We start from the raw sequence: 12,604 nt of genomic DNA, 5'->3' as shown, positions 1-12,604 counted from the left end.
ACCCCCACCCGGCCCTCACGCGGCCCCGGCTGGCGCCTCCACGGCGACGGCCGCACCATCACCCCGGGCACCGTCGTCGCCCCGGACGAGCGGCTGAGCTGGCCCCGGACCGTGGGCATCGGCGTGCAGCACGTGATGGCCATGTTCGGCGCCACCGTGCTCGTGCCCGCCCTGACCGGCATGCCCGCGACGACGGCGCTGCTCTTCTCCGGCCTGGGCACCCTGCTCTTCCTGGTCATCACGGGCAACCGCCTGCCCTCGTACCTGGGCAGCTCGTTCGCGTTCATCGCACCCCTGACGGCCGCCGCCACGATCGGCGGCACGGGGGCCGCGCTCGGCGGCATCCTCGTGACGGGCCTGCTGCTCACGGTGATCGGCGCGATCGTGCACCGCGCCGGCACCGGGTGGATCCACGCGCTCATGCCGCCGGCGGTGATGGGCACGATCGTGGCCCTGATCGGCCTCAACCTCGCCGGCGCCACGACGACGGCCATGCAGGAGGTGCCCGTCACCACGTTCGGCACGGCCCTGGCGGTGGTGCTCACGGCCGTGACGTTCCGGGGGCTCCTGGGCCGCCTGTCCATCCTCGTGGGCATCGTGGTGGGCTACGTACTGGCCCTCGCGCAGGGCCAGGTGGACTTCGCCGCCGTCGGGGAGGCCGCCTGGATCGGGCTGCCGCCCTTCCACGGCCCGGAGCTGCGCTGGGACCTGCTGCCCCTGTTCCTGCCCGTCGTGCTCGTGCTGGTCGCGGAGAACATCGGCCATGTCAGGACCGTCGGGCTGATGACCAAGCGCGACCTGGACCCGCTCACCGGCCGTGCCCTGATCGCGGACGGCCTCTCCACCATGCTCTCCGGCGCGGGCGGCGGCGTCGGCACCACCACGTATGCGGAGAACATCGGCGTGATGGCCAGCTCGCGCGTCTACTCGACGGCGGCGTACTGGGTGGCCGGCCTGACCGCGATCGCCCTCGCGTTCCTGCCGAAGTTCGGGGCCGCCGTCGCCACCATCCCGGCCGGGGTGGCCGGCGGCGCGGGCATCATCCTCTACGGGATGATCGGCATGATGGGCGTGCGCATCTGGGTGCAGAACCGCGTGGACTTCTCCAACACCGTGAACCTCATGACGGCGGGTGCGGGCCTGATCATCGCGATCGCCGACCCCCAGCTCGTGGTCGGCGGACTCGTGTTCGGCGGCATCACGCTCGGCACGGTCGCCGCCCTGGTGGTGTACCACCTCATGACGACGATCGCCCGCGCCCGCGGCACCGAGCCGGCCGCGACCTCCTCGTCGGCGAGGGCGAGGACCTGGTCGAGCACGTCGAGGCCGAAGCGCAGGTCCTCGTCCGAGATGTTCAGCGGCGGGCACAGGTGGAACCGGTTCTCGGCCATGAACAGCAACAGCCCGCGGTCCTTGGCCTCGGCCATCATCCGCCCCATCACGGGCGCGACCTGACCGAGCGGGGCCAGCCGCTCCCGGGTCTGCCGGTCCTTCACCAGCTCGACGGCCCAGAACGCGCCGGCGCCGCGCACGTCGCCCACGCTCGGGTGGGCCGCGGCGATCTCGGCCAGGCGCGGCCCGATGACCTCCTCGCCGATGCGCTTCGCGTGGGCGACCATGCCCTCCTCCTCCATCGCGGTGATCGCGGCGACGGCGGCCGCGCACGCGAGGGGGTGGCCCGAGTAGGTCAGGCCGCCGGGGTAGGGCGTGGTCGCGAAGCTCTCGTAGACGTCGTCGCTCATGGCGACGCCGCCCAGCGGCACGTACCCGGAGTTGACCCCCTTGGCGAACGTGACGATGTCCGGGGTGACGCCCGTGAGCTGGTGGCCGAACCACTCGCCCACGCGGCCGAAGCCGACCATGACCTCGTCGATGATCAGCAGGATCCCGTGCTCGCGGCACAGCTCCTTGACGCCGGCCATGTAGCCGGGCGGCGGCAGGAAGATGCCCGCGGTGCCGGGGACGGCCTCGAGGATCACGGCGGCCACGGTGGAGGGGCCCTCGAGTTCGATCACGTCGCGCAGGTGGGCCAGCGCGCGCTCGGCCTCCTGCTCGTCGCTCTCCGAGCCGAACGCGGAGCGGTACGTGTACGCGGGCTGGAAGTGCACGACGCCGTCGGACGCCGAGTCCGAGCCCACGCGCCGCAGGGAGCCGGTCAGGTTCGCCGTCAGGCGCGTGGCGCCGTGGTACGAGAGGTACGCGGAGAGCACCTTGTGCCGGCCCGTGTGCAGGCGTGCCATCCGCACCGCGTGCTCGTTGGCCTCTGCGCCCGCGTTCGTGAAGAACACGTGGTTGATGGACTCCGGCAGCCGCTCCGTGATCAGCCGGGCCGCCTCGGACCGGGCGTCGTTGACGTGCTGCGGGGCCACGGTGGCCAGCGTCTCGGCCTGCTCGCGGATCGCGGCCACGATCTTCGGATGGCGGTGGCCGACGTTCGTGAAGACGAGCTGCCCGCTGAAGTCGACCATGGGCCGACCCTCGCCGTCCCACACCCACGACCCCTCGGCATCGAGGATGGTCATGGGATTCAGGTCGCGCTGCGCGCTCCACGAGTGGAACACGTGCGCGCGGTCGAGCTCGTGGGCGCGGCGGCCCCGCTCGATGGCCTCGTCGCTGATCCGGGGGTCCCGGCGGCCGACGTGCTGCTGATGCTCGGACATGCGCCCTCCTTGAGTGTGATGCGGGTCATTCCGAGCATAGGCGCGCCCGCCCTCAGCGCGAGCTGGCGCCCCGCCGCCCGCGCGCCACCCCCACGAACGCCTGCACGAGCTCCGAGTCGGCCGCCTTGAGCCAGGCCAGGGCGACGTCCCAGCCGGGGTGGCGGGCGTCGTCGTCGCCGTGGCCCGCGGGATCCGCCCCGTCGACGACGGCGGCGCCCGCCTCCGCCTCGGCCCGCGCCTGCTCGTCCGCGAGCGCGGACCGCGTGGCGGCGGCCTCGCGGTCGGCGCGGGACAGGCCCACGGTGTCGTCGAGGGTGGAGGCCAGCGGCAGCACGATCACGTCCTTGCGGCCGAACATGCGGGCCACGGACATCGGCAGCACGACGTGGCCGGCGCCGGACGCGGCGATCTCCAGGGCCATCCGCTCGCCCGCGCCGGGCAGCTCGGCGGCGTCCATCGGCTCCGGGCTGGGGGCCGGGGCGAAGCGGGCGGGATCCAGCTCCTCGTCCGGGTCGAGCTCGGCGGGCGGCACCGGGCCGTCCGCGTCCACGTCCCACGCGGCGAGCAGGTGGTCCCTGCCCACGCACACCACCGGCAGCTCGGAGTAGACGCCCACGAGGTGCACGTGCCGCGGGTCGACGCCGCCGGCGCGCAGGAACTCCTCGACGGGCACGTCGCGTCGGCGCCGCACGTAGCCCAGCTGCGGCAGGAAGTGGCGGGGCTGACCGGCGGCGTCGTGGGCGAGGTGGGCCAGCTGGGCCGCGTCGTCGTGGTTGACGAGCTGCACCGTGCGCTGGCGCGTGGTGAACCGCTCCACCCACGTGGACGGCGTGGCCCCGGGGATGGTGGCCAGGAAGAGGGTCTCGGGCGGGACGGGCAGGTCGGCCGGTGGCGCGGGCGCGGGACGACGCCGGCCCTCGCCCCCGGCGCGGCCCGCAGGCTTCACGCCCTTGGCCACGCCGCGCCCGCCGCCGGAGCGGGTGGACCGGGCGGGGCCGCCCCTGCTCGCGCGGGACTTCCCGCCCCGGCCGCCACGGGAGCCGCTCAGCGGACCTTCTCCTTCAGGAAGGAGACGGCGCGGTCCCAGGCGAGGGCCGCGGCCTCGGGCCGGTAGTTGCCCTGGGGGTTCTCGTCGTTGTGGAAGGCGTGCGGGGCGTCGTAGTAGAAGTACTCGACGTCGGCCCCGGACTCCTCACGGATCTGCTGCTCCTGCTCCCGCGCGTCCTCGACGGGGAAGGAGTCGTCCTGCTCGGCGTAGTGGCCCTGGACGGCGGCGGTGACGCCGGAGAAGTCGCCGGGCACGCCCTGGCCCACGCCGTAGAAGGGCACGGCGGCGGAGACCTTGTCGCCCTGCTGGGCCGCGAGGGCGAGCACGAAGCCGCCGCCCATGCAGAAGCCGATCGCGCCCACGGTCTGCGAGGTCACCTCGTCCCGGGCGAGCAGCCAGTCGACGGCGCCGGCCAGCTGGCGGGCCCCCTCCTCGGCGGGCAGGTTCTGCATCATCTCGCCGGCCTCGTCGCCGTCGTGGGCGATCCAGCCTCCGTAGAGGTCGGGGGCGAGCGCGACGAAGCCGAGGTCGGCGAGGCGGTCGCACACATCCTTGATGTGGTCCACCAGGCCCCACCACTCCTGGATCACGATCACGCCGGGGCCCTTCCCGGAGGCGGGCAGCGCGAGGTAGCCGTGGCCCGTCCGGTCGCCGTCCTGGCCGGCGTCCTTGGTGGGCAGGTCGAACGTGACGTTCTGGTGCGGGGTCTTCGAAGCCATCATGGGCCCCACCCTATGAGGAGACCGGGCCCCTCATCGAGGGACCCGGTCTCGACGCGCGAGGTCGACTCAGGCTCAGGCCTGGGCGTCGGCCTCGGACAGCACGAAGGCGGCGCCGATCTCGAGCTTCACCTTGTCCGAGACCAGGACGCCGCCGGCCTCGGTGGCGGCGTTCCAGGTCAGACCGAAGTCCTTGCGGGAGATCTCGCCGGTGGCCTCGAAGCCCACGCGGGTCGCGCCGAAGGGATCCTTGTCCTGGCCGCCGAACTCGGCCTCAAGCTCCACGGTCCGGGTGACGCCGTGCAGCGTCAGCTCCCCGACCAGGGTGAACTCCTCGGGCTCGCCGCGGACCTCGGTGGAGCGGAAGGTCATGGTGGGGAACTGCTCCACGTCGAAGAAATCGGCGGAGCGCAGGTGGCCGTCGCGGCCCTCGTTCTTGGTGCTGATGGAGGCGACGTCGACGGTCACGTCCACGGAGGACTGGGCGAACTGCTCGGCGATGACGAGCTGGCCCTCCACGGCGTGGAAGGTGCCGCGCACCTTGGAGATGCCCGCGTGGCGGACGACGAAGTCGACGTCCGAGTGGGCGGCGTCGAGATTCCAGGTTCCGGTGGTGATGGCGTTCATGGGGTGCTCCTTCTGAAGCGGGTCTGTCTGGTGTGTCCGGGGTGGGCCGCCGCGGCGGCGATGGCTCCTGGGCCTCCGAACTTGTTTCAAATTCAAACATCATCCGGGCAGGCCGTCCACGCTTGATCGTCAAAATTCGAAATAGAGACGGAGGTCACGGTCCGGGGGCACATCAGGCCGCGTCCGCCCACGACGACGGCCCGGAACCTCCGGGGTTCCGGGCCGTCGGCCCGCGGTCGGGCAGCGGGGCCGCGCTCGGGCGGCCGGACGGGGTCAGGCGGCGGGGCCGCCCCCCGTCACGGGTAGAGGCCGCGGGTGCGGTGGGCCTCGGCCACGCGCTGGACAGCGGTCAGGGTGGCGGCCTCGCGCAGGCTCACGCGGCGGCTCTCGGAGGTGGCCAGCACCGCCTTCCATGCGGCGACCATGCGCCGCTTCAGGCGCTCGTCCACCTCCTCGCGGCTCCACCAGTAGGCCTGGTTCGCCTGGACCCACTCGAAGTAGGAGACGATCACGCCGCCGGCGTTGGCCAGGATGTCCGGGACGACCAGGACGCCCTTCTCCTCGAGGATGCGGTCGGCCTCGCCCGTGGTGGGGCCGTTGGCGCCCTCCACGACCAGCCGGGCGCGCACGCGCGGGGCGTTCTCCTCGGTCAGCACGGACTGCACGGCGGCCGGGACCACGAGGTCCACGTCCATCTCGAGCAGCTCGTCCGCGTCCATGGGCGCGGTGCCGGGGGTGTCCTTCACGGAGCCGGTGTCCCAGAGCTGCCTCTGCAGGGCGTCGTAGTGCAGGCCCTCGTCGTCGCGCACGGCGCCGTACTGGTCCGACACGGCCACGACCTTCACTCCGGCCGCCTCGAGCAGCTCGACCGTGCCGGCGCCGACCTTGCCGAAGCCCTGGACCGCGGCCGTCGCCCGCGACGGCTCGATGCCGAGGTGCTCGAGCGCGGCGAGCGCCACGTAGACCACGCCCGCCGAGGTGGCGGAGGCGCGGCCCAGCGAGCCGCCGAGCGAGACGGGCTTGCCGGTGACCACGCCGAGCGTGGTGTGGCCGACGTTCACCGAGTAGGTGTCCATCATCCAGGCCATGGTCTGCTCGTCCGTGCCCACGTCCGGGGCGGGGATGTCCACCTCGGGGCCGATGATCGGCTGGATCTCGGAGGTGTAGCGACGGGTGACGCGCTCGAGCTCGGCCTTCGAGTACTGGCGCGGGTCGATGGTCACCCCGCCCTTGGCGCCGCCGTAGGGCACGTCCAGCAGGGCGCACTTCCAGGTCATCCACATGGCCAGTGCGCGGACCTCGTCCAGGTCCACGTCCAGGCTGAAGCGCACGCCGCCCTTGGCCGGGCCGCGGGAGAAGTTGTGCTGCACGCGGTAGCCGCGGAGCACCTCGGTGGAGCCGTCGTCGCGGCGCAGGGGGATGGAGACGGCCATCTCGCGGCGGGGGGCGGCGAGCATCTGGTGCAGGCCCTCGTCGTAGCCGAGCGTCTTCACGGCGGCGGAGAGCTGGGCCAGGGCGTTGTCGAGCGGGGAGGACGGGGCCGTCACGGCCTCGTCCTCGGCGGGGATCCTCGTCATTGAGCGTCCTCGTGGTCCGGTGGGCAGGGATGTGTCGCGGCCCGACCGACGCGCGGAGGGCCGCGCCCCATTGCGCGGCCGACGTCGTCCGGACCCCGATGAACGCTACGCGCTCCCCCCGCACCCGTCACCCCTTCTGAGCCGAGATCCACGCCCACCCGGGTGACGTCGGACACGGTGGCGTGTACTGTGCTGTGGACGCGCCGCACACCCGCGGCGCCCTTCGGCGTCGAACCAACGCCGCTCGCTCAGGGCCCACCTGGTCCGTCCCCCGGCCGTCCGCCGCGCGAGGCACAGCTTGCCGGTCATGCCGAACTCCGCGGTCACCGCCGTCGCCTCGGCGAGCTTCACGCCGGTGGAGCCCACGGTCGGCCCGTCGATCGCGCCCGGCAGCCCCGTGGCCCGCGCCGCGATCGTGAACTGGGACCGCGTGTACGCCAGCGCCATCGNCCTCATGACCGTGACCCTGCCCGCCGCGATCACCCCCTCCCCCGCGTTCCAGCCCGTGCCCGGCCAGCGCATCGATCCGGAGCTCGCCCGCTCCTGGCTGCTGGTCAACGCCGCCCAGCCCGAACGGTTCCAGCCCGCCGAGGACTCGGCCGCGGACATCGTCATCCTCGACATCGAGGACGCCGTGGCCCCCAAGGACAAGGACCAGGCCCGCGCGGACGCCGTCGCCTGGCTGACCTCCGGGCACACCGGCTGGGTGCGGCTCAACGGCTACGGCTCGCGGTGGTGGGAGCAGGACGTCGAGGCGCTCGCCGCGGCCCTGCCCGCGCACCTGGGCGGGCCGGTCGCCGAGGGCGGCCTGGCCGGCGTCGTGCTGGCGATGGTGGAGTCCACGGACCACGTGAACGAGACCGCCCGACGGCTGCCCGGCGTGCCCGTCGTGGCGCTCGTGGAGACGGCGCGCGGGCTGCAGCGGATCGACTCGATCGCCGCCGCGAAGGGCACGTTCCGGCTGGCCTTCGGGATCGGCGACTTCCGCCGCGACACCGGCCTGGGCGAGTCGCCGATGGCGCTGGCGTACACGCGGTCCCAGTTCACGATCGCGGCGCGGGCCACGGGGCTGCCGGGCGCGATCGACGGGCCGACCGTGGGCTCCACCGGCGTGAAGCTCGCCGAGGCGACGGCGGTGACCGCGGAGTTCGGCATGACCGGCAAGCTGTGCCTCGCGCCGGAGCAGTGCGCGGCCGTGAACGAGGGGCTCAGCCCGTCCCAGGAGGAGCTGGCGTGGGCCCACGAGTTCCTCGCGGACTTCGAGGCCGACGGCGGCGAGATCCGCAACGGCTCCGACCTGCCCCGCAAGGCGCGCGCGGAGAAGATCCTCGGGCTGGCCACCGCGTTCGGGGTGCACTCCACGCGGTACCCGGACCAGGACAACGCGATCACGGCGCCGTCGGACACGTACCACTACTGAGCGGGCCGCCGCCCACCAGAAACGCGGGTTGAGTTGTCACGGGTGCGGAGGCCGCACACCGGTGACAACTCAACCCGCGTTGTCTCGGGGGGCGCGGATCCCGCCTCCGCTCACACGTCCTGACGCGTCCGGCGCACGACGGCGGCCCGCACCGAGAACGCCAGCACGATCGCCAGGATCCCGTAGATCACCCACGTGATGGGGGTGGAGACGAGCACGGCCGGGTCGCCCACCGAGCTGAGCAGGGCGTCGCGCAGGCTGGTCTCCGCCAGCGGGCCGAGCACCATGCCGATCATCAGCGGCGCCAGCGGGTAGCCGTACCGCCTCATCAGGAAGCCCAGCACGCCGATCCCCAGCAGCATCAGCAGGTCGAACACCGCGCCCGTGGTGGCGTAGATGCCCAGCCCGCAGAACAGCGTGATCCCCGCGTAGAGGTAGTGCTTCGGGATGAGCAGGAGCTTGGCCCACAGCTGCGCGAACGGCAGGTTGATCGCCAGCAGCACGATCATCGCGATGAAGAAGCTCGCCAGCAGCGCCCACACGAGGTCCGGGCTGCGGTCGAACAGCAGGGGGCCGGGCTGCAGCCCGTACTGGCGGAACGCCGCCAGCATGATGGCCGCCGTCGCGGAGACGGGCAGGCCGAGCGTGAGCAGCGCGCCCATCGCCATGCCGGTGGTCGAGTTGCCCGCGGCCTCCGGGGCCGCCAGCCCGCGGATCGCGCCGCGGCCGAACTGCGGATGCGCCCGGCGCCGGTCCAGGCGCCGCTCGGCCGAGTACGCCAGGAACGTCGGCACCTCGGAGCCGCCCACCGGCACGATGCCGAACGGCAGGCCGATCGCCGTGCCGCGCAGCCACGCCGGGGCGGCCTCGCGGAACTCGGCGCCCGAGAGCCACGGCCGGCCGGTGCGGCGGATGCGCAGGTCCTCGTGCTCGCGGCGCACCCGGGAGGCCACGTGGAACACCTCGCCGAGCGCGAGGATCGCCACCGTGACGGTCACCAGCGGGATGCCGTCGAACAGCTGCGGCGAGCCCATCGTGAAGCGCTCGGTGCCGGTCACCGCATCGATCCCGACGACGGCGATGCCCAGTCCCAGCACCAGAGAGGCCAGGCCGCGCAGCACCGAGTCGGCGACCACCGAGGAGGTGGCCACGAACGCGAAGAGCGCGAGCGCGAAGTACTCCGCGGGGCCGAATCTCGTGGAGAACTCCGCCAGCACGGGGGCGAGGAACACGACGCACACCGAGGCCACCATGCCGCCGATGAAGGCGCCGAGCGCCGCCGTCGCCAGGGCCTGGGCCGCCCGGCCGTTCTGGGCCATGCGGTGGCCCTCGAACGTGGAGGCGATGGCCGAGGCCTGGCCGGGGGTGTTCATGAGGATGGCCATGGTGGAGTCGCCGAAGAGGCCGCCGAAGTACACGCCGGAGAACATGATGAACGCGGCGGTGGGCTCGAGGGCGAAGGTCATGGGCAGCAGCAGGGCCACGGCCATCGAGGAGCCCAGTCCGGGCATCACGCCGACCGCGGTGCCGAGCAGACAGCCCAGCACCACCCAGAGCAGGTTCATGGGGGTGAGGGCTCCGGCGAAGCCCTCCATGAGGAGTCCGAGGGTCTCCATGTCAGAAGCCACCTCCCAGGATGCCCGAGGGCAGGGTCAGGCCCAGGGCCACCGCGAAGCCGAGGTAGGCCAGCGAGGAGACGAACAGGGCGACGAGGATGTCGAACACGGGGTGCGGGGCACCGAACGCGCGCGTGATGCACCAGAACAGCAGCGCCCCGGCGAGGATCCACCCCAGCCAGGGCAGCAGGACGGCGAACGCGAGGAAGCCGAGGAAGCACCAGGCCAGCGCGCCGAAGTCCGAGTGGAACAGGGTCAGCGGGCCGGCCGCCTGGCCGACCTCGCCGTCCGCGTCGGCCTGACCCTCGGGGGCCTGGCGCACGCGCACGACCTCCACCGCGAGCGCGGCGGCGATCACGAGGCCCGCGACCGAGAGGATCAGCGGGAAGAAGTCCGGGCCGGGGAAGTCGGCGCCGTCGGTGTCCATGGTCAGGGACCCCAGCAGCAGGTAGAGGCTGAACGCGGCCAGCACGGCCGGCATGACGAGTCCGGAGAGCCCGGCGGCGCGTCCCCAGCGGGAGGGGGCGTCGGCGGCGGGGGGGACGGTGGATGCGTGGCTCACTTGATCTCCTCCGTCAGCGTGCCGATGCGCTCCTTCTCGGCGGCGATGAACTCCTCGAGTTCGGTGCCGGAGAGGGGCACGGGGTTCCAGTAGTTGCGCTGCACCGCCTCCTTCCACTCGGGGGTGTCGACCGCCTCGGCGATGAGGGTCTCGAGCTCGGTGCGCTCCTCCGCGGAGACGCCCGGCGGCACGAACAGGGCGCGCCAGTTGGTGAGCGTGACGTCGTAGCCCTGGGAGCGCAGGGTCGGGATCTCCTCGACGCCGGCCAGCGGCTCGGCCGCCACCACGCCGAGGGCGCGCAGTCGGCCGGCCTCGACCTGCGGGTAGATGTCCGCGAAGCCGCCGGCGGAGGCCTGGGCGGTGCCGTTGAGCAGGGCCTGGATGGCCTCGCCGCCGCCGTCGGACGGGATGTAGGTGGTGTCCGCGACCGGCACGCCGGCCGTGCGGGCGATGTCCGCCATGACGAGCTGGTCGAAGGAGCCGCCGCCGGTCCACGCCACGTGGGCGGGGTCGGCGCGCCAGGCGCTCACCAGGTCGTCCATGCTCTGGTACGGCGAGTCCGCCGGGACCACCACGAGGCTGTATTCCTCGACGACGCGGCTGACCGCGGTGACCTGGGAGAGCTCGGGGCCGGTGCCACGGGCCGCGTGGGCGGCGATCTGGCCGGTGCCGCCCACCATGAGGTTGTTCGCGTCCTCGAGCGTGGTCAGCTGGCCGAGGGCGATGTTGCCGCCGGCACCGGGGATGTTGACCACCTGGACGTTGTTCACCAGCCCGTTGACGCGCATGGTCTGCTGCAGCTCGCGCTGGAACGAGTCCCAGCCGCCGCCGGCGGCCGCGGGGGCGATGAGGGTCAGGTTGGTGCGGATGTCGTTCCCTCCCGAGGCCGAGCGGATGGAGAAGGCGGAGGCCGCGAGCACGGTGAGCACCGCGATCACGCTGAAGACGATCCGGCCGATCCCCGTGCGTCGGCGCGGGGGGCCGTCGGGGGAGGTGGAGGACATGGCGGTTCCTAACAGAGACACCCCGCCGCCAGGGAGTGGCGCCGGGGACAGGTGCGAGTGGTGGAGGTCACCGTAACAGCGCGACGAGGCTGCGTGCGCTCCGCGTCCGCAGAGTGACCGACGACAACCGGCCCGGGTGGTGACGGGGACCGCGCCCATGACGCACAGTGGTCCCCATGACGATCATCAGCACCGGAACCAGCACCCCCGAGAGCGCCGCGGCCTGGCGGGCCGCCCTGGCGGAGGCGGCCCTGCGCGGAGAGGACGTGGTCTGGTTCTCCCTCGACGGGACCGAGCCGGACGAGGCGGAGGCACGCGAGGCCGGCGTCGGCGTGTCCGTGGCGCACGCCCAGGAGCGCGGCCGGGACGCCGTCGGCGACCTGCTCGAGCACGCCGAGCGCGTGGGCGCGAGCCGGATCGTGGTGGGCGTGAAGCACCGCTCCCCCGTGGGCAAGCTGCTGCTGGGATCGGCCGCGCAGCAGATCATCCTGGAGGCCCGCGTCCCGGTGGTGTGCGTCAAGCCGTGAGGGCCGACGTCGGGCGGGCGGCCCCGCGCCCGGCCCACCCCGGGAACGCCGAAGGCCCCGGAACCACACGGTTCCGGGGCCTTCGTCCTCGGTGCGCGAGGGGGGACTTGAACCCCCACGTCCTTGCGAACACTGGCACCTGAAGCCAGCGCGTCTACCAATTCCGCCACTCGCGCGAGCGGCTTCCTGCTCTCGGCTCCGGGCATCCGGCGACCGTCACAGGCAGCGAGGAATACTCTAACCCCCGCCCGCCCGGGCGTGCAAATCGACAGTCTCCCACCCGCGCTCCACCCCGCAGAATCCCGCTGTTCTCGGCGGTCTCCCAGCCCGGCCCGTAGTATCGGGACGGACAACTGTGGAAAGGGGCCCCGTCGTGGGACTTCTGGACAACCTCGAACGCGGCCTGGAGCGGGCCGTGCGCTCGGCCTTCTCGGCCGGCGGTCCGCGGGCGGTCAAGCCGGTGGAGATCGCCTCGGCCCTGCGACAGGCGATGGACGACGAGTCGTTCGCGCTGTCCGAGGGCCACACGGTCGCGCCCAACAGCTACGTGGTCCACTTCTCCCCCGCCGACTTCGAGCGCGCCCGCTCGTGGGGGTCCACCCTCGCCAGCGAGCTGTGCGACGAGGTCATCCGCCACGCCGACTCCCAGGGCTATGCGCTGCCCGGCACGGTCCGGGTCGCCTTCCACCCGGACGCGGACGTGCGCGCCGGGGACCTGCGCGTCGTCACCCGCCTGGACGACGGCTCGCTCACCGCCCCGGCCCCCCACGACGACGGCGCCTCGCCCGCCACCGCCCACGGCCCGGGAGCCTCGGCCGCGGCGCCGGACCGACTGGTCGAGGAC

At 73.1% G+C, this 12,604-nt stretch carries 11 protein-coding genes, 1 tRNA gene and 1 pseudogene; 4 read left to right on the top strand and 9 right to left on the bottom strand.

The annotated features are described in order from the left end of the window. Positions 1-1,455, top strand: a 1,455-nt coding sequence (locus tag CITRIK5_RS10455) for a uracil-xanthine permease family protein (protein ID WP_236557180.1), incomplete at its 5' end; no start/stop codon positions are given. On the opposite strand, the pseudogene CITRIK5_RS10450 reads toward CITRIK5_RS10455, so the two are convergent. The 5 genes and pseudogenes from CITRIK5_RS10450 to CITRIK5_RS10430 form a co-directional block, all read right to left on the bottom strand. Next, positions 1,341-2,660, bottom strand: a pseudogene (locus CITRIK5_RS10450) (aminotransferase class III-fold pyridoxal phosphate-dependent enzyme); the annotation flags it as partial. The gene CITRIK5_RS10455 and the pseudogene CITRIK5_RS10450 overlap by 115 nt on opposite strands. A 52-nt stretch (positions 2,661-2,712) precedes the next feature. Further along, the gene (locus CITRIK5_RS10445; protein WP_061867204.1) at positions 2,713-3,618 is read right to left on the bottom strand and encodes a hypothetical protein; all 906 of its coding nucleotides are present in this window, start codon (positions 3,616-3,618) and stop codon (positions 2,713-2,715) included. 86 nt (positions 3,619-3,704) lie between these two features. Further along, complete coding sequence (locus CITRIK5_RS10440; protein WP_061867203.1) at positions 3,705-4,430, bottom strand: dienelactone hydrolase family protein; 726 nt, start codon at positions 4,428-4,430, stop codon at positions 3,705-3,707. Positions 4,431-4,502: 72 nt separating this feature from the next. Then, positions 4,503-5,054, bottom strand: a complete 552-nt coding sequence (locus tag CITRIK5_RS10435) for a YceI family protein (RefSeq protein WP_044659846.1) — start codon at positions 5,052-5,054, stop codon at positions 4,503-4,505. A gap of 296 nt (positions 5,055-5,350) precedes the next feature. After that, the gene (locus tag CITRIK5_RS10430) at positions 5,351-6,631 is read right to left on the bottom strand and encodes a Glu/Leu/Phe/Val dehydrogenase (protein WP_044659845.1); all 1,281 of its coding nucleotides are present in this window, start codon (positions 6,629-6,631) and stop codon (positions 5,351-5,353) included. 454 nt (positions 6,632-7,085) lie between these two features. On the opposite strand from CITRIK5_RS10430, the gene CITRIK5_RS10425 reads away from it, so the two are divergent. Then, complete coding sequence (locus CITRIK5_RS10425) at positions 7,086-8,051, top strand: CoA ester lyase (protein ID WP_044659844.1); 966 nt, start codon at positions 7,086-7,088, stop codon at positions 8,049-8,051. Positions 8,052-8,161: 110 nt separating this feature from the next. Here CITRIK5_RS10425 and tctA read toward each other — a convergent pair whose 3' ends face one another. The 3 genes from tctA to CITRIK5_RS10410 are packed head-to-tail and all read right to left on the bottom strand — an operon-like array spanning position 8,162 to position 11,233. Next, entirely contained in the window at positions 8,162-9,667 is a 1,506-nt protein-coding gene (gene tctA, locus CITRIK5_RS10420; RefSeq protein WP_044659843.1) for a tripartite tricarboxylate transporter permease TctA, read from the bottom strand. Between the two features lies 1 nt (position 9,668). After that, positions 9,669-10,229, bottom strand: coding sequence for a tripartite tricarboxylate transporter TctB family protein (locus tag CITRIK5_RS10415; protein WP_044659842.1), 561 nt, complete (start codon positions 10,227-10,229; stop codon positions 9,669-9,671). Next, positions 10,226-11,233 (bottom strand): tripartite tricarboxylate transporter substrate binding protein, encoded by a 1,008-nt coding sequence (locus tag CITRIK5_RS10410; protein WP_020624448.1) that lies wholly within the window; start codon positions 11,231-11,233, stop codon positions 10,226-10,228. The genes CITRIK5_RS10415 and CITRIK5_RS10410 overlap by 4 nt, the downstream gene beginning before the upstream one ends. Positions 11,234-11,409: 176 nt before the next feature. Here CITRIK5_RS10410 and CITRIK5_RS10405 point away from each other — a divergent pair, with 176 nt between their 5' ends. Continuing rightward, positions 11,410-11,760 carry a universal stress protein gene (locus tag CITRIK5_RS10405; RefSeq protein ID WP_043278910.1) on the top strand — a complete coding sequence of 117 codons (351 nt, stop codon included), beginning with the start codon at positions 11,410-11,412 and terminating at the stop codon, positions 11,758-11,760. Between the two features lie 92 nt (positions 11,761-11,852). On the opposite strand, the gene CITRIK5_RS10400 is transcribed toward CITRIK5_RS10405, so the two are convergent. Further along, positions 11,853-11,936 (bottom strand) — tRNA-Leu (locus CITRIK5_RS10400). Positions 11,937-12,133: 197 nt separating this feature from the next. Here CITRIK5_RS10400 and CITRIK5_RS12275 point away from each other — a divergent pair. Further along, on the top strand, positions 12,134-12,604 hold a 471-nt coding region (locus CITRIK5_RS12275), incomplete at its 3' end, for a DUF3662 domain-containing protein (protein ID WP_236557179.1).

The sequence above is a fragment of the Micrococcus sp. 116 genome, assembly GCF_902506395.1.
Lineage (GTDB): Bacteria > Actinomycetota > Actinomycetes > Actinomycetales > Micrococcaceae > Micrococcus > Micrococcus luteus.
The sequence above is the reverse complement of the archived record's forward strand: the minus strand, read 5'-3'. Positions and strand labels throughout refer to the sequence as shown.